We start from the raw sequence: 17,900 nt of genomic DNA on the forward strand, positions 1-17,900 counted from the left end.
GCAAGAGGTCATCGGTAATGTTCGGTACATGCGGGCGCTGGCGCCGTACGTCGCCTCCGTGGTCGCGTACGACGTCGACCTCGGCGGCCCGGGCGTGCACCGGGGGCTGCCGTCCACGACCCTGACCGTCGTGCTCCCGGTGGGGGCGCCGCTGGACGTGGGCTGGCGCGGCCGGCCGGACAGTCGCACGGCGCGGTGGTCGACCGTGTCGGGGCTGCACGCGGGACCCGCCGAGATACACCACAGCGGACACCAGGCCGGGGTCCAGCTGGCCCTGACGACCGCCGGAGCCCGAGCGTTGTTCGGCGTCCCGGCGGCAGCGCTGGCCGGGGAGCTGCTCGAGCTGGACGACGTCGCGCCGTGGCTGCGCGACCTGCCGGAGCGGCTGTCCGGGACCCCGGCCGCCGCCCGGGTCCCGCTGGTGCAACGCACGCTGGTCGGGGCGCTGCAGGAGGTCCCCCCGCCGCGGGCCGAGGTCGGGCGGGCGCTCGCGCGGCTGACCCGGGGCACCTCCGTCCAGGCCGTGGCGGACGAGGTCGGGTACAGCCGCCGCCACCTGAGCTCGCTGGTGCGCGCCGAGTGCGGTGTCGGACCCAAGCACGTGCAGCGGATCGGCCGCTTCCAGGCCTCGCGCCGGCTCGTGGGCCGCGCGCCGCTGGCCGAGGTCGCGCACCGGTGCGGGTACGCCGACCAGGCCCACCTCACCCGCGAGTGGGTCGCGCTCGCCGGGTGCCCGCCGACGACCTGGCTGCGCGAGGAGTTCCCGTTCCTCCAAGACGTGGGTGCTCGACCCGGGGAAGAGTGAGTCGCATGAGCACTGCAGCCGAGATCAAGCTCTGGTACACGATGTCCTTCCGGGACGCCGAGGCGATGATCGCCTGGCTGTCCGCGATCGGAATCGTCGAGCACGCGACGTACCGCGACGAGAACGACCCGTCGGTGGTCGTGCACGCCGAGTGGCTCTGGCCGGGCGGGGGCGGCCTGATGTTCGGCAGCGACCGCCCCGACGGTGCGGTGACCAACGTCGGGGGCTCGGCGGTGTACCTGGTCACCGACGACCCTGACGAGGTGTTCGACCGGGCCGTCGGCGCCGGCGCGACCGTGGTCCGGGAGATGGTCGACCAGGACTACGGCGGTCGCGGTGGCAGCGTCGAGGATCCCGAGGGCAACCACTGGTCGTTCGGGAGCTACCAGCCGTCGTAGGGCGGCTCGCCGCGCGACCAGCCCGCGGCGCATGAGACCGGACCGGCCGGGCCGTCGAGCCTCGCTAGCCTTGCCGCGTGGCAGTCAGGGCAGTGCGAGGGGCGACCCAGCTCGACGAGGACGTGCGCGACCACATGCTCGACCGGGTGGCCGAGATGGTGACCGACGTGATGACGGCCAACGGGCTCGAGGTGGACGACTTCATCTCGGTGGTCTTCACCGCGACCTCCGACCTGCACTCGGAGTTCCCCGCGTACGCCGCCCGCCGGTTGGGCTTCGGCGACGTCCCCCTGATCTGCGCCCGCGAGCTGGAGATCGAGGGGTCGATGCCGCGGGTCGTGCGGATGATGGCGCACGTCGAGACCGACCTGCCGCGCTCGGACGTCACGCACGTCTACCTGCACGGAGCCGCTGCGCTGCGCCGCGACCTGACGCGGGTGCGGGCGGTGCCCGATGCGGAGTGAGCTGGCCGGACCCGTCGAGGTCGTCGGCACCGGCCTGCTCGGCACGTCGATCGGCCTGGCCTGCCGCCGCGCCGGGATCGACGTGCTGCTCACCGACTCCGCGCCCGAGCACGTGCGCACGGCGTCCGGTCTCGGCGCCGGCCGGCCGCGTCGCCCCGAGGACCGGCCGCAGCTGGTCGTGGTCGCCGTGCCGCCCGACCACCTCGGCGCCGAGATCGTGCGCGCGCTGGAGGGCTCGGACGCGTACGTCACCGACGTCGGCAGCGTGAAGACCGGCCCGCTCGCCGCGGTCACCGGGCGTCCGGGTGCCGAGCGCTACGTCGGCAGCCACCCGATGGCCGGCAGCGAGCGCTCGGGGCCGCTGGCCGCGAGCGCGGCGCTCTTCGACGGCCGGCCGTGGGCAGTCGCACCGCACGACGGCGCCGCGCCCGAGGCGGTCGCGCTGGTCGAGGCACTCGTCGGCGTCTGCGGCGGCGTGCCGGTGCGGCTCACCCCCGCGGAGCACGACCGGGCGGTCGCGCGGACCTCGCACGTACCCCACCTGCTCGCCTCCCTGGTGGCCGCCCGCCTTGCCGACGCACCGGAGGGCCACCTGGCGCTCACCGGGCAGGGCGTCCGGGACGTCACCCGCGTGGCGGCGGGGGACCCGGCGCTCTACGGGCAGATCGTCACGCAGAACGCCGAGGCGGTGCTCGGCCTGCTCGGCGAGATCCGCAGCCAGCTGGACACGCTGATCGACGCCGTCGCGACCGCCGATCGCGGCGGCCTCGAGGCCGTGCTGCGCGAAGGTGTCGCGGGGACCGCGGCGATCCCCGGGAAGCACGGCGCGCCGGTGCGGCCGATGCGCTCGGTCTTCGTGTCGGTCCCCGACCACCCGGGCGAGCTCGCGCGGCTGTTCGCGGACGCCGGCGCGAGCGAGGTCAACATCGAGGACATCCACATCGACCACGACCCCGGACGCCCGGTCGGCCTGGTCGAGCTGATCGTCGACGAGACCCGCGCCGAGCACCTGCTCGGCTCGCTCGAATCCCGGGGATGGGTGACCCACCGGTAGGCTGACGCTCCGTGAGCAGCCCCCTCGTCGTCGCGATTGACGGCACCTCCGGATCCGGCAAGTCCAGCACCTCTCGGGGTGTCGCGGACCGGCTCGGGCTGCGCTACCTGGACACCGGCGCGATGTTCCGGGCGATGACCTGGTGGATGCTCCGCCACGGCGTGGACGTCCACGACCCCGCCGCGGTCGCCGCCCGCTGCACCGAGCCCCGGATCGTCTCCGGCACCGACCCGCTCGCGCCGACCATCACCGTCGACGGCGCGGACGTCGCGGTCGCGATCCGCCAGGACGACGTCAACGCCGCCGTCTCACCGGTCAGCACCGTGCCCGAGGTGCGCGCGCGCCTCCTGGAGCTCCAGCGTGAGGTGATCGCGACCGACGGCGGGATCGTCGTCGAGGGCCGCGACATCGGCTCGGTCGTCGTACCCGACGCGCCGGTGAAGGTGTACCTGAGCGCCGACCCGGGCGCCCGCGCCGAGCGCCGGGCCGCCGAGCAGGGTGCCGCGGACGTCGCGGCCACCCGCGAGTCCCTGCTCGCCCGCGACCAGATCGACTCCGGCCGCGCCACCGCACCGCTGGTGATGGCCGACGGCGCCGTGCAGATCGACACCACCGGGCACACGCTCGACGAGGTCATCGGCCTGGTCGTCGCACTGGTCGAGGACGCCGAGGCGCGCACGTGAGGAGCAGCACCCTGGCTCACCTGGACCGGCCGCGGAGCGACCGGGTCAAGGGTGCGCCGCGGTACCTGTTGCACTCACCGCTCCGCCCGCTGGCCCGCTGGCTGTTCCGGCGGCGGTACGACGTGCGCGTCGCCGACCCCGGCAACGTGCCCGCGTCCGGTCCCATCATCTACGCGTCCAACCACGTGGGGGTGATGGACGGCCCGCTGCTGGCGGTCTTCGCGCCGCGGCCCGCGCACGTGCTGACCAAGGTCGAGATGTTCAGGGGCCCCCTGGGCCACTTCCTCTGGCACTCCGGGCAGATCCCGCTGGACCGCTACGACGCCGACCCGCGGGCGGTGCGGACCTGCCTGAAGGCGCTGCGCGACGGCCGCGCGATCGGCATCTACCCGGAGGGCAGCCGTGGGGCCGGCGACCTGGAGCGGTTCCACCGCGGGGCGGCGTACCTGGCGCTGGTGTCCGGAGCGCCCGTCGTACCCGTGACGATGCTCGGGACCCGCGAGCCCGGTGGCACCAGCGGGTCGCTGCCCCGGCGCGGCGCCACGATCGACCTGGTGTTCGGCGAGGTGTGGCGCACCGAGCCCGAGCCGTGGCCGAGGACGCGGGAACAAGTGGAGAAGGCCTCGTTGTTCCTGCGGGAGCACATGCTGGTCCAGCTGAACCGGGCGCGAGCGTCGACCGGGAGAGAGCTCCCGGGTCCGCTGCCGCCGACCGACGTAGATCCAGACCCCGCCACCGGGGTCACCGATGAAGGAGCACCATGACCGAGCTCGAGCCTGCCGCCGCGGAGGCGCTCGGCCCCGTACCCGTCCTCGCCATCGTGGGCCGGCCCAACGTCGGCAAGTCGACGCTGGTGAACCGGATCATCGGCCGTCGCGAGGCCGTCGTCCAGGACGTCCCCGGCGTGACCCGCGATCGGGTGTCGTACGACGCGAACTGGAACGGCCGGGCGTTCACGGTCGTCGACACCGGAGGCTGGGACCCCGACGCCCGTGGCCTCGCGGAGCGGATCGCCGCCCAGGCCGAGATCGCCGTCGGCCTGGCCGATGCCGTGCTGTTCGTCGTCGACGCGACGGTCGGCATCACCGACGCCGACGAGGCGGTCGTGCGGATCCTGCGCCAGTCCGGCAAGCCGGTCGTGCTGGCCGCCAACAAGGTGGACGACCAGCGCGCCGAGGCGGAGGCCTACGGGCTCTGGAACCTCGGCCTCGGCGAGCCCTACCCGGTCTCCGCGCTGCACGGCCGCGGCTCGGGCGACATGCTGGACGCCGTGCTCGCCGCGCTCCCGGAGGCGCCGCCCGAGCGTGATCCCGAGGTCGGTGGCCCGCGCCGGGTCGCGATCGTCGGCAAGCCGAACGTCGGCAAGTCCTCGCTGCTGAACAAGCTGGCCGGGTCCGAGCGCGTCGTCGTCGACAACGTGGCGGGCACCACCGTCGACCCGGTCGACGAGCTGGTCGAGCTCGGCGGGCGGACCTGGCGGTTCATCGACACCGCGGGCATCCGCAAGCGGGTGAAGGAGGCGTCCGGGCACGAGTACTACGCCTCGCTGCGCACCTCGACCGCGATCGACCGCGCGGAGGTCGCCGTCCTCGTCCTGGACGCCGAGCAGTCGATCTCCGAGCAGGACGTCCGGATCCTCCAGACGGTGCGCGACGCTGGCCGGGCGCTGGTGATCGCGTTCAACAAGTGGGACCTCGTCGACGAGGAGCGTCGTCACTACCTGGAGCGCGAGATCGAGCGCGAGCTGGTGCAGGTGCAGTGGGCGCCGCGGATCAACGTCACGGCTCGCACCGGCTGGCACGTCGACCGGCTGGTCCCGGCGCTCGACCGGGCCCTGGAGGGCTGGGAGACCCGCATCTCCACCGGCACCCTGAACGGCTTCCTCGGCCGCCTGGTCGCCGAGCACCCGCACCCGGTGCGCAGCGGCAAGCAGCCGAGGATCCTCTTCGGCACCCAGGCCACGACCGCGCCGCCGACGTTCATCCTGTTCACGAGCGGCAAGCTCGACGCGTCGTACGAGCGGTTCATCGAGCGCCGGCTGCGCGAGGAGTTCGGCTTCGTCGGCACCCCGATCGTGCTCCAGCAGCGCCCGCGGGAGAAGCGCAAGCGCTGACAGTGGCGTTACCGTCGGCGCATGCGACGACTGCTCGTCTTGATCCTGGCGGCGACCGCGCTCGTCGCGGCGCCCGTCTCCGCGACGCCGGTCGCGGGCACCCACTGCTCGGAGTTCCCCTCGGACAACTGGTGGCACGCTGACGTGAGCCACCTCCCGGTGCACGCGCGCAGCCGGCAGTGGCTCTCGCACATGTCGACCGACGTCGACCTGCACCCCGACTTCGGGCCGTCCTTCGGTGACGGACCGAACTACGGCATCCCGATCACGGTCGTGAGCTCGTCGCACCCGAAGGTGCGGGTGCGGTTCGACTACGCCTCCGAGAGCGACCGGGTCCGGTACCCGCTCGGCGCCGACACCCGGGTCGAGGGCGGCCGTGGCTCCTCGGGGGACAAGCACACGATCGTCGTCGACAAGGGCGCCTGCCGGCTGTACGAGACCTGGAACACCCGGATCCGCGACGGGCACTGGGTGGCCGGCTCCGGGGCGGTGTGGTCGCTGCGCTCGAACGACCTCCGCCCGGACGGCTGGACGTCGGCCGACGCCGCCGGCCTGCCGATCCTGCCGGGGCTGCTGCGGTGGAACGAGGTGAAGGCCGGGCGGGTCGACCACGCGATCCGGTTCACGACCGACGTCTCCAGCAAGCACCACCTCTGGCCGGCCCGGCACGACGCGGGATCGGAGTCGTCGCTGTCCTACCCGCCGATGGGCGCGCGGTTCCGGCTGCGGGCCGGCTTCTCGACGAGCGGCTACTCGGCCTACGCCGTCACGGTGATCAAGGCGATGAAGAAGTACGGACTGGTGCTCGCCGACAACGGGTCGCCGTGGTACTTCCAGGGCGAGCAGAGCGCGCGCTGGCCGGCGCGGCTGATCGAGGAGCTCAAGCAGATCCCGGCCTCGTCGTTCGTGGCGGTCGACACGTCGTCGCTGCAGGTCTCACCGGACTCCGGACAGGTTTCCGATTGAGGCCAGGAACTGGCCGGATGACTTCCTAGGCTGCTCGCATGACCACTGAACGCGACGACCTCCTCGACCTCCTCCGCAAGCACCGGGAGCTGTTCCGGTTCACCGTCCGTGGCCTCACCGACGAGGCCGCCCGCTCCCGTCCGACCGTCAGTGAGCTCTCGCTCGGCGGGCTGGTCAAGCACGTGGCCGCGGTCGAGAAGAACTGGGCCGGCTTCGTCGTGCACGGGCCGGCGGAGCAGCCGGACGTCGACTGGGCGAACATCGACTGGAGCAACCCGCCCGCCGAGGTGCTGGCGTACCGGGACGGCTTCCGGATGCTCGACGACGAGACCCTCGACGGCCTGCTGGAGGAGTACGACGAGGTCGCGGCCGCCACCGACGAGCTGGTGCGCACCGTCGACCTCGACAGCCGGCACCCGCTGCCGGCCGCGCCGTGGTTCGAGCCCGGCGCCTCCTGGTCGGCCCGGCGCGCCTTCGTCCACATCGTGGCCGAGACCGCCCAGCATGCCGGCCACGCCGACATCCTCCGCGAGACGATCGACGGCCAGAAGTCGATGGGCTGAGCGCTGACCCGATTCCAGCGAGTGCGGCCCGCTGCGATAGTGTTCACGCGGCCCCGATGAGGGGCTGTTCGGGCTGTGGCGCAGCTTGGTAGCGCACTTGACTGGGGGTCAAGGGGTCGCAGGTTCAAATCCTGTCAGCCCGACGCATGAGAGGCCGGTTCACCTGCGGAAACGCGGGGGACCGGCCTCCGTGGTTTCCGAACCGCTTAGCCAGATTCGCACTTTACTCACAGTTTTCACTGCCAGAACGGCCACGTCAGGCCCGGACTGTCGGCGGCACCCGCGACCATGGACACATGAGCCAGGAGGTCCTCGGGGTCACCGTCGAGACGTGGGACGCCATCGGAAGTATCGCCACCGCAGCCGGTGTCCTCGCCGCGGCCGCCGGCTCGTGGTTCGCGTACGGGCAGTGGAAGCAGGGACAAGCCGCACGGCTCGACCAGACCCGCCCGTACGTCGTCGTCACCTTCGAACAGGGCCGCACCATGTTCGGTCTGATCGACCTCGTCGTCCGCAACGTCGGCGCCGGACCGGCCCTCAACGTCACCATCAAGCCTGACCCGCCCCTGGAACGGGCGCAGCAGACGCAGAACGTCGTGCCTGCCATCTCAGGGGTCCGGTACTTCAACGAGCCGATCCCGCTCATGCCGCCCGGCTACGAGCTCATCACGTTCTTCGACCGCATGTCCGAACGCTGCGACGCCGACCCGCCGCTACCCGAGCGGTACACGTTCACCGTCAGCTACGACGACGGTCATGGGCACTCATGGACCGAGGAGAACGTCGTCGACCTCGGCCTCCAACACGATCTGCTGTTCAGCGAGGTGTACAACGCCCACCACGTCGCCGACGCGCTGCGCGACATCCGCACCCAGCTGAAGAACTCGCCGCTCCTCCGCGGAGAGGTCGACGCCACCGTCGAGACCCTGGCGGATCGTGGGGCACGCGAAGCGCAGGAGCGCCAGCAGCGGCAGCAGACCTTGCGTCAGATGCGCGAACAACGCCAAGCACGGCAGCAGGCCGATAACGACAAAGGGACCGACACCCCGTAAGAGGTGTCGGTCCCTGGTGACTCGTCGTCAGCTCGCCCGCTCGTCAGGCTCATCCCCGTCCTCGTCGTCGGGCGGGGGAGCGAACTGCTCCAGAATGTCCGCGACGTCCGGAGCCATCGCCGCCTTCTTCAAGTAGAAGTCGCGGGTCACGTCCTCCGACGCGTGCCCCAACAGTCCCGACGCGGTCTTGGTGTCGGTCTCCCGGTCGACGAGCGTCGCGACCGTCTTGCGGAACACGTGGGGAGTGACCCACTCGTACGCCGACCCCTTGCGAGCCTCACGCCACTGCCGGCGGACGTTGTTCGGGGACTTCCACGTGTCGTTGCGGGTCGTGAACACACCACCGATAGCGGAACCACCGGTCAGTTCGCGCCGGTGACGCAAGATGGCGGCTGCGAACGGCGGGAGCACGATGATGCGGTGCGAAGCGTCGCTCTTCGGGGTCGGCTGCCGGAACGTCGGCCCGCCGCCCTTCGTTTTCGGCGTCACTACCGTGCCCGTGACCGCGACCAGGACCCGGTCGCCCTCGTCGATGACGTCCTCCCAGCGCAACGCCAGGACCTCACCGATACGGCACCCGGTCGCGAGGTGCAGACCGACGATGTCCGCCAAGTCGCGGTTCGTCTTCGGCCCAGGACGCTGCCGGCGAACCCACGCGTCGATGAGCTCGCGGATGGCGGCCAGGTCGGCCACCTCGAGCGTCTGCACCTCGCGCTTCTTCTTCGACAGGCGCGTGACACCACGGGCCGGGTTGATCGCGGTCGCGTCGTGACGCATCGCCATGTCGAACATGAGCCCGAGGACGACCTTCACGTGGCGGGCCTCCGCCGGCTTGCCGTGCACGTCGCGGATCCGCTTCACGACCCGGTCCAGGCGCCCGGTGGTCGCCTCCCGGATGCGGACCTGCCCGAGGGCCGGCTTGATGGACCGTTTGATGACGGCCTCGTAGCCCTCGATGGTCGACGTCTTGCGAACTCCTTCGGTGCGAATCTCCTCGATGAACATGTCCGCCAGGACCGCGAGCGTCGTCTCCGAGTTCAGGTCCTCGCCACCCATCGGGGTAGCGCGCTTCGCCAGCAGCTCCTTGAGGGCCTGCTCCGCGGCCGCACCCGTCTTGCCCTGGGCGGTGACAGGCCGGGTGACGCCGTCGTGGTCGCGGAACTGTGCACGGGCCTGCCACTTGCCGGGTCCGAGCTGGCGACGCTTGATGACTCCCCAGGTGCTGATGGGGAGGGACGGGCGGCCCATCAGGCGGCCTCGTCGTTCTCGGTCTGTGCGTCGAGCCACGTGTCGACCGTGGAGCGCCGGTAGCGGAGCTCGCTGCCGATCTTGATGGGGCGGGGTCCGTAGCCGCGCTGCGCCCACTTGTAGAGGGAGGCCCGTGACTTGCCGAGCCAGGCGGCGACGTCGTCGATGGTCAACAGCGGGTCGATGCCGAGGGCTTCCAGGTTGGTGGTGCTCATCTTGTTTGTCCCGGGGTGGTGTGTGCGGTGTGGACCGCTGGGTCCGGTGTTGGACTCCGCTGGTCACTGTGGAGATCGGCTGGACGGCCGCAAACACGCACGGTAACGGTTCGGTAACGGTGTGCGCGGGTGCAGATCGGGTCGAATGCTGCTTGATCGGTCGACGCCGTTCCGCACCGTCCAGGGGCGTGAGGACATCCCGGTCCTCCACTTCCCCTCCGGAGTGCCACATGCGCAACCGCTTCCCCGAGTCACCGTCCCCGGCGTCGAGGTCGACGAGACCTCCCGGCAGACCGTCCGAGAGGGCGTCGCAGCCGCGAGGGCCGCTGACGCCCTCACCGAGAAGAAAAAGGCCGCCTACCGCGCCATCCTCAACGGCGGTTCGGTCGGCAAGCTCGTGCCCGCCGTCAAGGTCCGTGTCGACCGGCAGCGGACCGGCGCGTTCTGCGCCCACCAAGCCGAGCTCGAGGCGTCCTAGGGGGCCCGCCGCCGTGAGGTGCTGATGCAGGCCCGGGACGCCGATCTCGCCGGCGAGGAGTTCACCGGCCGGCTCATCGGGCCCGTCATGGAGCTCGACGCGTACACCGCTCGTGAGCAGCAGCTCGCTGCGAACAAGCGCCGCGATGCCGAGCGCGAGGCGCGTGCCGCGGAGAAGGCCGCCAAGGCCGCGGCGGTTCTCCCGCCGTGCGACCCCGGCTGCGGTCCCGACGAGCACGTCACCGACTGCCCCCAGACCGAGGTGGCTGCATGAGCGACAACATCACCACTGAGGACCAGCTGCCGAAGCTGCCGGTCAGCATCGTCATCGCCAGGCGTCGCGCCTGGCAGCACCGCCGGTCGTTCCGGTGCCTCGTCGGCCCGTCGTTCAAGGTCGGGAAGGCGGTGCACTGTAAACAGCCTTCATCAAGTTTCATCAACTGAACCGCAGCCCCACGGTTGCGACGAGAGACCCCCGTAGCACCCGCTGCGGGGTCTCGCCCTGCGTCACCATCGACCACATGAGCACTCCCGAACAGCGCCGGCACTGGTACCAGCACGCCGCGTTCCTGGCCCAGCTCGGCCTCGACGACGACCCGGCCCTTGTCGACATCATCGAGGAGGTCGCCAACGCGTGCCTGGCCCTCCTCGACGAGGTGCGACGGCTTGAACGCGACCGTGCAGAAGCCCGCGCCTGGGCGTCGAGCGAGTTCCACCGCCACTACGACCGCAGATGGCTGCCGACAGTGAAGGCGGCAGGGCTGGAGGGCGGATGGGACTGGGACGTGCCCGGATGGATGACCGACTCGACCGAACCCCTAGGCCAGGACTGGTGGCCCGAGGACCGGTGAGCGACAACCGCGAACGAGTCGACCACGGCCGTCGAGCCTCTTCGCGACACCGACTAACGAGTGGTCCCTGGGACCACTAACCGGGCCCGTCGCAGGCACCCGTAGTCCAGAATGGCCCGGCAGCCAACAACGGGGAGAACACTGGTGCCTACCACGTCGAACAGCAAACGCCTCTCGCTCAACGAGATCCGCGACCGCGTCGCCAAGTTCGTCGTCGACTACGCCGACGTCAAGAACGAGAAACAACACACCGGCGACTTCTGGAAAGCCCTCATGCGCTGCTACGGCATCGAGGACTCCTACCTCCACGGCGTCATCTTCGAATACCAAGCCCGCCGCGCCTCCACCGCCGGCATCGGCTACATCGACGTGTTCAAGCCCGGCCAGTTCCTGATCGAGCAGAAGTCGGACGGCAAGATAACCCGGCCCGTCCCCGGGGGCATGAGCAACGCCGAGATGCAGGCCCGCGACTACCTCCTCGGTGGCGACATCACCCGCCAGATGGAACCCCGGTGGGTCGTCACCTCCGACTTCGCCACGATCCAGGTGTCCGACCTGTCGAAGAAGCGTGAAGACCCCACCCGAACCATCACCATCGCCACCAGGGACCTCATCGACCACGTCGAAACGTTCCTGTTCCTTGCCGACGAAGACCCCGGCGACCTCATCGCGGCCGACCAGGCCGAAGCGTCCATTCAGGCCGCCAAGCTCATGGGGACCCTGTACTCCGCGCTCACCGGTGACGCTGACGTCGACAACGACATCGAGAACGCCGAAGAGGAGGACGACGAGACAATGGAAGCATCCATCGTCCTCACCAGGCTCCTGTTCCTGCTGTTCGGTGACGACGCGAACCTGTGGGAACGCGGCCTGTTCCACAAGTTCATCAAGACGCGCACCTTGGCCGACGGGTCCGATCTCGGCCCCATGCTGGCCGCGTTGTTCGACGTCCTCAACACGCCCGAGAACAAGCGTGACAAGCGCGTCGACGAAGACATGGCCGCGTTCCCGTACGTCAACGGAGACCTGTACGCCGGCCCCACCAAAATGCAGTACTTCGACTCCAGCATGCGTGACGCCCTCCTCGAATGCTGCGACTTCGACTGGTCCCGCATCTCGCCCGCCGTGTTCGGGTCGCTGTTCCAGACCGTCAAGTCAAAGGAGGCGCGGCACGCCGCCGGCGAGCACTACACCTCCGAAGAGAACATCCTCAAAACGCTCCGACCGCTGTTCCTCGACGAGTTCCGCGCCCGCCTCGACAACACGCACACCGAGCCAAAACTCCGCGAGTTCCACACAGCGCTGAAGACGTACAGGTACGTGGACGCCGCCTGCGGGTGCGGGAACTTCCTCATCGTCGCCTACCGGGAACTGCGGCAGCTCGAACTCGACCTGCTAGTGAAGCTCCGCATCAAGAAGGGCGAAGACCTCGACCCGATGCTGAACCCGGCCGACGTGCTCAACGTCACCCTCGACCAGTTCTACGGCATCGAACTCAACTGGTGGCCCGCCAAAATCGCCGAAACTGCGATGTTCCTCGTCGATCACCAGGCGAACCAGCAGATGGCCAAGACCCTTGGCCTGTTCCCGAAGCGGCTACCGATCGACATCAAGGCCAACATCCACCACGGCAACGCACTCACGACCGACTGGGACACCGTCCTGCCGACGGCCGGGCCCACCACCTACGTTTTCGGGAACCCCCCGTTCCTCGGCCACTACACGCGCAATGCCGAGCAGGGGAAAGAGCTTGAGGCTGCGTGGGGCACCAGCAGGGTCGGGCACCTGGACTTTGTGACCGCCTGGCACGCGAAGGCGCTCGGATACCTCGCCAACAAAGCCGGCGAGTTCGCGTTCGTCACCACAAACAGCATCACCCAGGGTGAGCCCGTCCCTGAACTGTTTCCCCGAATCCACGAGAAGGGGTGGCGCATCAAGTTCGCGCACCGAACCTTCAAGTGGAACAGCGAGTCGGCGTCGAGAGACAAGGCCGCCGTCCACTGCGTCATCATCGGGTTCACCCGCACGCCTGCGACGAGGACCGACAAGGGCCGGCTATTCGACTACCCGCAGCTGACCGGCGCACCGGTGGAGCGGAAGGTCACGACCGGCATCAACGGGTACCTCGTCGACGCGCCGACCGTGTACGTCACCTCCCGCAGCAAGCCGTTGTCGGCTGACCTGCCGGTCGTCGCGTTCGGGTCGATGGCGAACGACGGCGGCGGGCTGCTCATCTCACCGGACGAGCACGCGGCCGTGGTCGCGGACCCGGTCGCCGCGAAGTACGTCCGCAAGTTCGTCGGCGCGAGGGAACTCATCAACAACCTCGACCGGTGGTGCCTGTGGCTCGTCGACCTGGACCCGGCCGACGTGGCGAACTCACCCGTGCTGAAGGAACGCATCGGCAGCGTCCGGGAGAAGCGAGCAGCCAGTAACCGGGCCACCACAAAAGAACTCGCGCAGACGCCGCACCTGTTCGGCGAGCTCCGGCAGCCGACCGTCCCGTACCTGTGCATTCCGCGGCACTTCGCTGAAGACCGGTTGTACGCGACCGTCGCCAGGTTCGGTCCCGAGGTCATCGCCGGGGACGCGAACTTCACGTGCCCCGACCCGGACGGGTTCGGGTTCGCAATCATCTCGTCGGCCATGTTCATCACCTGGCAAAAGACGGTCGGCGGCCGGTTGAAGTCCGACCCCAGGTTCGCTGGGACGACGACGTGGAACACGCTGCCGCTGCCTGCGGTGAAGGCGGCGCTGCGGAAGGAGATCATCGCGGCCGGCAAGGGTGTCCTCGACGCACGGGCGAAGCATCCAGAGCGGTCGCTGGCGGCGCACTACAACCCGTTGGCGATGGACCCGGACCTGCTGAAGGCGCACCGGGCACTCGATCGGGTTGTGGACAGGGCGTTCGGGTCGACGAAGCGACAGCCGGCGGAGGCAGACCGGCAGCAGGTTCTGTTCGAGCGGTACGCGGAGATGACTGCCTAGCGGCGCTTCCCGAGACCGGGCAGGCCGCCGCTCACGGTCTGCACCGAACGCCCGGGACCAGGGCGATGGGCCTTGTCAGCTTCCGCGGCGCGCACCATCGCGTCCCGCTGAGACCCTGGAAGCTTCGACGACTCACGCCACCACGCCTGAACGCACGACCAGTGCCACCAGACGTCCGGCTCCATCTCACCGGCGGGCCAGCCCTCGCGAACTAGTCGCTTACACGAGCCGCACTTCATGGTCGTCGGCGAGGTCGTCTTGGCCGGCGGCTGCTGGTCCATGACCCGATGTTGGCACGGGCGACCGAGTCGTGTCCGGTTTCGGTCGAAGCTGGTGGCGCACCGGGTGCACGAACCGGACTGTCAAAGGGGACCCGCATCCCGGCGGGCACCACCCCTCAGGAGTCCCCATGCTCACCAACCTGTCCGCCGTCTTGGGTGGCATCTTCTAGGTCTTGGCCTGCATCGCAGGTTCGTTCGCGGTACCGCTGACCGTCGCGTTCGTCGTGCTTGAGCTGGTCGGCAAGATCGACTGGTCCTGGCTCGCGATCACGTCGCCGGTCCTCGGCACGGCCGACCTACTCCTCGCCGCGCTCGTCTTCTCTGCGCCGAAGGCGATCCAGGCGGCTGGCCGATGAGTAGCGATCCTTACGAGCGGGCCCTCATCGTCACCACCGCCGCCATCACCCCGCTCGTAGTGGCCTGGATCGTGTGGATCTTCTTCATCGCCGACCCGCTTCCGGTCTACACCGACCCGAAGGAGGGCCCGGTTCGGGTCCACGGCGTCGTCAAGGAGTGCGACGGTACGACGCTGCTCTACCAGGGAACCCGAGAGATGCCGTACCGAACAGCCCGGAGTGCGTCCGATGAGCCGCCCGTCTGACGAGGACCTGGCCCACTGCGAGGAACTCGCCGGCAGGACCGTGTGACCTGAGAGCCCCGGCAGACCACCTGCCGGGGGTCTCGTCACGCTCCGAAGACCAACGCAGCGAGGATGAAACCCGGCGCCACGGTGAAGATCCAGCCCCACGTGAACCTGTTGTACAGCCGCTTCGCATGCTGCATCTCAGGCGACTCATCGTCGTTCCAGACCACGAAGAGCGGCCGCACGAGCTTCCAGTGCTTCACGAGACCAGGCACCGAGAAGATCAGCATCAGTACGCCAGGGATGAGCGCCACCGCGGCCACGAGAGTTGCCGGTTCCCGATCGACCAGACCCGCCATCGCCGCCACCAGGTAGATCACGAGAGCTGCCGCCAGCGTCGCCACCGTGCGGGCGTAGATCTCGCGGTACAACGACTCCTGGCCGTGCCAAGACTTGAACGTGTCCCAGTGGTCCCGCGGCCCCTGCTCCGTCACGCCGGGAGTCTCGCACGCGGAGCACACCCACATCCGGGCTTCGCCGTGTCCGAACTACCCTCAATGCGTGGAGGACGAGATCTACACGAGCGCCGACGCAGAAGCCGAAGAGTACGCCGGAGGCTGGCAGCACCTCTGCGGCATCTACTGCGACGGCGATGTCCTCGACATCTACACCGTCGGCCTCGACCGCGCCCAAGTCGAAGCCGAAGGGCACGCCCTTGGGGACCGGCTCGAAGCGGCTCCCGAGTCGCTGCTGCGGCACATGTTCGCGAACGGCCGCGGCTGGATGTCGGCTGAGGACGCCGCGACCTACCTCGACATGGCGCCGGCCTTCGAGGCGGCGGAGCTGCCACCGCCTAGCCCGGACAAGAGCAAACGACACGCAACGAGACCCCCGACAGGTCATCTGTCGGGGGCCTCGTTGTACTTCGTCAGCTGGCCTCGCGGGACCGCTGCGCCTCCCGCCGCCACTCGTTCGCCATCTTCACGACCTCCGCCGGGACGATGAACCCCCTCGCGCGCTGGAAGCCCTTCACGTTCGGGTCGTAGTCCGGCAGCAGCAGGTCCTCGACGTCCTCGTCCGGCAGCAGACCCTTCTCGACCGCCTCCGCCGTCAGGCGGTTCACCGGACGCGTGAACCCCTTCAGCGACCGGCCGTCCGAGAAGTGCCCCAGCTCGTAGACGCGGTCGCGGGAGACGTACCCGGTGCCGTTCTTGATCGCCTCGAAGATCACGGAGATCTGCGCCGGGTAGCGGTCCAGGAGGCCGCGGATGACGGTGTGGTAGGCCTCCTGGTTCCACCCAGAAGGCTCCACCTCATCGGGGATCTCCAGCGCGGGGGCGGGGACGGGGGTGTCCTCGGAGAGACGCGCCTCGATGGTGTCGATGAGCTCGAGGAGCTCGATGCGTGCCGGCGTGGGCCAGTTGGTCACGTCGACCGTGATGTTGGTTCCACTCATTGTGGAATCCTTCCTGTGCTGGCCCCGGGGCGTCTCCTCCAAGAGATCACCGCCCCGGGGCTGGTTTGTTCGATGACAGGAACTGTACCGTAACTCAACACGGATACACAAGACCTCTGTACGTGTTGAGTTTGTGTAGAGTTATCGGTCCAGTCGATCCCTGCCGCGGCCGTCGTCGACGGGACGGTCTGACCATGGAGACCCAGTCCGGTCAGGCACCCAAGGAGCGTCGTCGTTGCACGGCTAGGCGTTCTGATGGTGCGCCGTGTCGTAAGCCGCCTCTGAAGGGTGCGGAGGTGTGCACGTCGCATGGTGGTGCGGCTCCGCAGGTGCGGGCGAAGGCTGCGCAGCGGTCGCTGAGGAGAAGGTCCGCCGTCGCCTGTCGGACTACCTGACCGACGTGAAGGGTGTGAGCCCGGAGGCGGCGTACCAGGAGGCGTTGGAGCTGTCGTCGGCTTCGGTGGCCGCTGCCCGGGATCTGATGGATAGTGACGGGGGTCTGACTGCTGTGGAGGCTGTGGCCTTGCAGAAGATCGCGTCGGATCACGGGCGGGACGTCGATCGATGGTGTGAAGGCGGGTATGGCTGAGCGTGCTGTCGCGGCGACCGAGGCTCAGCAGCAGCTCCTGGCGGAGTTCATGGCAGCCGCGCTCGCGAACCTGTCGCCGGAGGCGAAGCAGCAGCTTGCAGCGCTACTGACGGGCCGCCTGACACCGACGGGCCGAGGGTCAGCTGCACCCCTCGGCGGCGAACCGCTTCTTCACCGCAGGAGCGTCGGTCTCGCCGGTCTCGCCGGTCTCGCCTCCCTCCCTCGTGTCCGCGGCGTCAAGCTTGTTCTTCAGCCGCTTGGCGTCCTTCTCCAAGTACTTCACATCTGTGAGCGGGACAACCGTTCCGTCCTGGCGATACAGGTGGCAGTAGCTCAGCCCGTACGGGCTGCCTTCAAACGCGGTAGCAGGCCAACCGTCCTGGATGTTCTGCGGCGAGTAGCTGTTCAGTCGCAGAGATCGGAAGACGACGGTGGGGCGGGTGACGCCGTCGACAGTGACGTCGGTTCGGATGAACGTCTGCAGGTTAAGCCGCAGGTACGGCCGGGACGTGTCGTCGACTGCGCGGCTGGCTGTGAAGCTAGGGTTGATGAACACCGGTTGACCGACCTGAGCGTTTCTCGGGAAGCGTGAGGCGATGGCGCTCTGCCAGTTGAGCGACGCAGTGAAGCCGGTGATGCCGTCTCGAAGGGACTGGACGGTCTCCTTCGGCACCGTCAGGTACACGTAGTCGACGGCTTGGTCGGGAGTCATGCGGCTCAGCCTGGGATCGGTGGACCGGTTCATCATCATGATGAGGGGCGCGGCGAGTCCTGCGACGTCGAACTTGGTGTAGCCGGTCGGTGCCTGCGGGATCTTAACGTCTTCGAGCTTCGTCGGGTTACCGGTCGCGAGCACGTCTTCGAAGTTGTCCCAAGCCTGGTCGAGGGCTGTCTCGGGCTTGGCGTTGCTTTCAGACTCAGGGTCGGTGGCTTTGTTTCCGCAGGCTGCGGTGACGCTCAGGAGTGCGGGTAGCGCGAGGGCGAGCGCCGCTCGACGCGTGCGAGTCTTCAATTGGTTTCCTTGCTAGCTGGTGTGGAGCGGCGTGGGTCCGCCCGGAGAAAGGTAAAGGCTCGTTCGGGGGTGCGGGTGTGAATGCTGAAACCGCCGTATGTG

General features: G+C 69.2%; 24 protein-coding genes and 1 tRNA gene. 20 read left to right on the plus strand and 5 right to left on the minus strand.

What is annotated here, in order from left to right:
* The first annotated feature begins 28 nt into the window (after positions 1-28).
* The 11 genes from ACVW2K_RS14460 to ACVW2K_RS14510 all read left to right on the plus strand — a co-directional run bounded on the left by ACVW2K_RS14460 (position 29) and on the right by ACVW2K_RS14510 (position 8,098).
* On the plus strand, positions 29-805 hold the full coding sequence (locus tag ACVW2K_RS14460) for a helix-turn-helix domain-containing protein (RefSeq protein ID WP_457202969.1): 777 nt from the start codon (positions 29-31) through the stop codon (positions 803-805).
* A gap of 5 nt (positions 806-810) precedes the next feature.
* Complete coding sequence (locus ACVW2K_RS14465) at positions 811-1,203, plus strand: VOC family protein (protein ID WP_457202970.1); 393 nt, start codon at positions 811-813, stop codon at positions 1,201-1,203.
* A gap of 77 nt (positions 1,204-1,280) precedes the next feature.
* Positions 1,281-1,667 carry a chorismate mutase gene (gene aroH, locus ACVW2K_RS14470; RefSeq protein ID WP_457202971.1) on the plus strand — a complete coding sequence of 129 codons (387 nt, stop codon included), beginning with the start codon at positions 1,281-1,283 and terminating at the stop codon, positions 1,665-1,667.
* Positions 1,657-2,721, plus strand: a complete 1,065-nt coding sequence (locus ACVW2K_RS14475; protein WP_457202972.1) for a prephenate dehydrogenase — start codon at positions 1,657-1,659, stop codon at positions 2,719-2,721. The genes aroH and ACVW2K_RS14475 overlap by 11 nt, the downstream gene beginning before the upstream one ends.
* An 11-nt stretch (positions 2,722-2,732) precedes the next feature.
* Positions 2,733-3,404, plus strand: a complete 672-nt coding sequence (cmk, locus tag ACVW2K_RS14480; RefSeq protein ID WP_457202973.1) for a (d)CMP kinase — start codon at positions 2,733-2,735, stop codon at positions 3,402-3,404.
* The gene (locus tag ACVW2K_RS14485) at positions 3,401-4,168 is read left to right on the plus strand and encodes a lysophospholipid acyltransferase family protein (protein ID WP_457202974.1); all 768 of its coding nucleotides are present in this window, start codon (positions 3,401-3,403) and stop codon (positions 4,166-4,168) included. Before cmk ends, ACVW2K_RS14485 begins: the two co-directional genes overlap by 4 nt.
* Positions 4,165-5,517, plus strand: a complete 1,353-nt coding sequence (gene der, locus ACVW2K_RS14490; protein ID WP_028638441.1) for a ribosome biogenesis GTPase Der — start codon at positions 4,165-4,167, stop codon at positions 5,515-5,517. The genes ACVW2K_RS14485 and der overlap by 4 nt, the downstream gene beginning before the upstream one ends.
* A 21-nt stretch (positions 5,518-5,538) precedes the next feature.
* Positions 5,539-6,483: a hypothetical protein gene (locus ACVW2K_RS14495; protein ID WP_457202975.1), complete on the plus strand. Its 945-nt coding sequence runs from the start codon at positions 5,539-5,541 to the stop codon at positions 6,481-6,483.
* 38 nt (positions 6,484-6,521) lie between these two features.
* Positions 6,522-7,046, plus strand: a complete 525-nt coding sequence (locus ACVW2K_RS14500) for a DinB family protein (RefSeq protein WP_457202976.1) — start codon at positions 6,522-6,524, stop codon at positions 7,044-7,046.
* A 69-nt stretch (positions 7,047-7,115) separates the two neighbouring features.
* Positions 7,116-7,189, plus strand: a tRNA-Pro gene (locus ACVW2K_RS14505).
* A gap of 153 nt (positions 7,190-7,342) precedes the next feature.
* Positions 7,343-8,098: a hypothetical protein gene (locus ACVW2K_RS14510; RefSeq protein WP_457202977.1), complete on the plus strand. Its 756-nt coding sequence runs from the start codon at positions 7,343-7,345 to the stop codon at positions 8,096-8,098.
* Positions 8,099-8,125: 27 nt separating this feature from the next.
* Here ACVW2K_RS14510 and ACVW2K_RS14515 read toward each other — a convergent pair whose 3' ends face one another.
* Together ACVW2K_RS14515 and ACVW2K_RS14520 are read right to left on the minus strand one after the other, a co-directional pair.
* Complete coding sequence (locus ACVW2K_RS14515) at positions 8,126-9,346, minus strand: tyrosine-type recombinase/integrase (protein WP_457202978.1); 1,221 nt, start codon at positions 9,344-9,346, stop codon at positions 8,126-8,128.
* Positions 9,346-9,561 (minus strand): helix-turn-helix transcriptional regulator, encoded by a 216-nt coding sequence (locus ACVW2K_RS14520; protein ID WP_457202979.1) that lies wholly within the window; start codon positions 9,559-9,561, stop codon positions 9,346-9,348. The genes ACVW2K_RS14515 and ACVW2K_RS14520 overlap by 1 nt, the downstream gene beginning before the upstream one ends.
* A gap of 145 nt (positions 9,562-9,706) precedes the next feature.
* Between ACVW2K_RS14520 and ACVW2K_RS14525 the strand changes: the two genes are divergently transcribed.
* The 7 genes from ACVW2K_RS14525 to ACVW2K_RS14555 all read left to right on the plus strand — a co-directional run bounded on the left by ACVW2K_RS14525 (position 9,707) and on the right by ACVW2K_RS14555 (position 14,759).
* Positions 9,707-10,039: a hypothetical protein gene (locus ACVW2K_RS14525; RefSeq protein WP_457202980.1), complete on the plus strand. Its 333-nt coding sequence runs from the start codon at positions 9,707-9,709 to the stop codon at positions 10,037-10,039.
* Positions 10,040-10,063: 24 nt separating this feature from the next.
* Positions 10,064-10,312: a hypothetical protein gene (locus ACVW2K_RS14530; RefSeq protein ID WP_457202981.1), complete on the plus strand. Its 249-nt coding sequence runs from the start codon at positions 10,064-10,066 to the stop codon at positions 10,310-10,312.
* Positions 10,309-10,482 (plus strand): hypothetical protein, encoded by a 174-nt coding sequence (locus ACVW2K_RS14535; RefSeq protein ID WP_457202982.1) that lies wholly within the window; start codon positions 10,309-10,311, stop codon positions 10,480-10,482. The genes ACVW2K_RS14530 and ACVW2K_RS14535 overlap by 4 nt, the downstream gene beginning before the upstream one ends.
* A gap of 77 nt (positions 10,483-10,559) precedes the next feature.
* Positions 10,560-10,889 carry a hypothetical protein gene (locus tag ACVW2K_RS14540; protein WP_457202983.1) on the plus strand — a complete coding sequence of 110 codons (330 nt, stop codon included), beginning with the start codon at positions 10,560-10,562 and terminating at the stop codon, positions 10,887-10,889.
* A 144-nt stretch (positions 10,890-11,033) separates the two neighbouring features.
* Positions 11,034-13,877: a class I SAM-dependent DNA methyltransferase gene (locus ACVW2K_RS14545; protein ID WP_457202984.1), complete on the plus strand. Its 2,844-nt coding sequence runs from the start codon at positions 11,034-11,036 to the stop codon at positions 13,875-13,877.
* 454 nt (positions 13,878-14,331) lie between these two features.
* A complete protein-coding gene (locus ACVW2K_RS14550; RefSeq protein WP_457202985.1) occupies positions 14,332-14,514 on the plus strand; it encodes a hypothetical protein in 183 nt (60 codons plus the stop codon).
* Positions 14,511-14,759 carry a hypothetical protein gene (locus ACVW2K_RS14555; RefSeq protein ID WP_457202986.1) on the plus strand — a complete coding sequence of 83 codons (249 nt, stop codon included), beginning with the start codon at positions 14,511-14,513 and terminating at the stop codon, positions 14,757-14,759. Before ACVW2K_RS14550 ends, ACVW2K_RS14555 begins: the two co-directional genes overlap by 4 nt.
* An 83-nt stretch (positions 14,760-14,842) precedes the next feature.
* On the opposite strand, the gene ACVW2K_RS14560 is transcribed toward ACVW2K_RS14555, so the two are convergent.
* Positions 14,843-15,235 (minus strand): hypothetical protein, encoded by a 393-nt coding sequence (locus ACVW2K_RS14560; RefSeq protein ID WP_457202987.1) that lies wholly within the window; start codon positions 15,233-15,235, stop codon positions 14,843-14,845.
* Between the two features lie 67 nt (positions 15,236-15,302).
* On the opposite strand from ACVW2K_RS14560, the gene ACVW2K_RS14565 reads away from it, so the two are divergent.
* Positions 15,303-15,746, plus strand: coding sequence for a hypothetical protein (locus ACVW2K_RS14565; protein ID WP_457202988.1), 444 nt, complete (start codon positions 15,303-15,305; stop codon positions 15,744-15,746).
* Here ACVW2K_RS14565 and ACVW2K_RS14570 read toward each other — a convergent pair.
* Positions 15,670-16,197, minus strand: coding sequence for a hypothetical protein (locus ACVW2K_RS14570; RefSeq protein WP_457202989.1), 528 nt, complete (start codon positions 16,195-16,197; stop codon positions 15,670-15,672). The genes ACVW2K_RS14565 and ACVW2K_RS14570 overlap by 77 nt on opposite strands.
* A gap of 298 nt (positions 16,198-16,495) precedes the next feature.
* Here ACVW2K_RS14570 and ACVW2K_RS14575 point away from each other — a divergent pair, with 298 nt between their 5' ends.
* Positions 16,496-16,786 (plus strand): hypothetical protein, encoded by a 291-nt coding sequence (locus ACVW2K_RS14575; protein WP_457202990.1) that lies wholly within the window; start codon positions 16,496-16,498, stop codon positions 16,784-16,786.
* A gap of 139 nt (positions 16,787-16,925) precedes the next feature.
* Here the strand turns inward: ACVW2K_RS14575 and ACVW2K_RS14580 are convergent, their stop codons facing one another.
* Entirely contained in the window at positions 16,926-17,798 is an 873-nt protein-coding gene (locus ACVW2K_RS14580) for a hypothetical protein (protein WP_457202991.1), read from the minus strand.
* Positions 17,799-17,900 lie beyond the last annotated feature (102 nt).

It is taken from the genome of Nocardioides sp. HB32 (genome assembly GCF_054058995.1).

Excerpts from the sequence above, each read along its gene's own strand:
- ACVW2K_RS14460 (WP_457202969.1), top strand. The coding sequence starts at position 29 with ATGCGGGCGCTGGCGCCGTACGTCGCCTCCGTGGTCGCGTACGACGTC.
- ACVW2K_RS14465 (WP_457202970.1), top strand. The coding sequence starts at position 811 with ATGAGCACTGCAGCCGAGATCAAGCTCTGGTACACGATGTCCTTCCGG.
- ACVW2K_RS14475 (WP_457202972.1), top strand. The coding sequence starts at position 1,657 with ATGCGGAGTGAGCTGGCCGGACCCGTCGAGGTCGTCGGCACCGGCCTG.
- der (WP_028638441.1), top strand. The coding sequence starts at position 4,165 with ATGACCGAGCTCGAGCCTGCCGCCGCGGAGGCGCTCGGCCCCGTACCC.
- ACVW2K_RS14495 (WP_457202975.1), top strand. The coding sequence starts at position 5,539 with ATGCGACGACTGCTCGTCTTGATCCTGGCGGCGACCGCGCTCGTCGCG.
- ACVW2K_RS14500 (WP_457202976.1), top strand. The coding sequence starts at position 6,522 with ATGACCACTGAACGCGACGACCTCCTCGACCTCCTCCGCAAGCACCGG.
- ACVW2K_RS14510 (WP_457202977.1), top strand. The coding sequence starts at position 7,343 with ATGAGCCAGGAGGTCCTCGGGGTCACCGTCGAGACGTGGGACGCCATC.
- ACVW2K_RS14515 (WP_457202978.1), bottom strand. The coding sequence starts at position 9,346 with ATGGGCCGCCCGTCCCTCCCCATCAGCACCTGGGGAGTCATCAAGCGT.
- ACVW2K_RS14520 (WP_457202979.1), bottom strand. The coding sequence starts at position 9,561 with ATGAGCACCACCAACCTGGAAGCCCTCGGCATCGACCCGCTGTTGACC.
- ACVW2K_RS14525 (WP_457202980.1), top strand. The coding sequence starts at position 9,707 with ATGCTGCTTGATCGGTCGACGCCGTTCCGCACCGTCCAGGGGCGTGAG.
- ACVW2K_RS14530 (WP_457202981.1), top strand. The coding sequence starts at position 10,064 with ATGCAGGCCCGGGACGCCGATCTCGCCGGCGAGGAGTTCACCGGCCGG.
- ACVW2K_RS14535 (WP_457202982.1), top strand. The coding sequence starts at position 10,309 with ATGAGCGACAACATCACCACTGAGGACCAGCTGCCGAAGCTGCCGGTC.
- ACVW2K_RS14540 (WP_457202983.1), top strand. The coding sequence starts at position 10,560 with ATGAGCACTCCCGAACAGCGCCGGCACTGGTACCAGCACGCCGCGTTC.
- ACVW2K_RS14555 (WP_457202986.1), top strand. The coding sequence starts at position 14,511 with ATGAGTAGCGATCCTTACGAGCGGGCCCTCATCGTCACCACCGCCGCC.
- ACVW2K_RS14570 (WP_457202989.1), bottom strand. The coding sequence starts at position 16,197 with ATGAGTGGAACCAACATCACGGTCGACGTGACCAACTGGCCCACGCCG.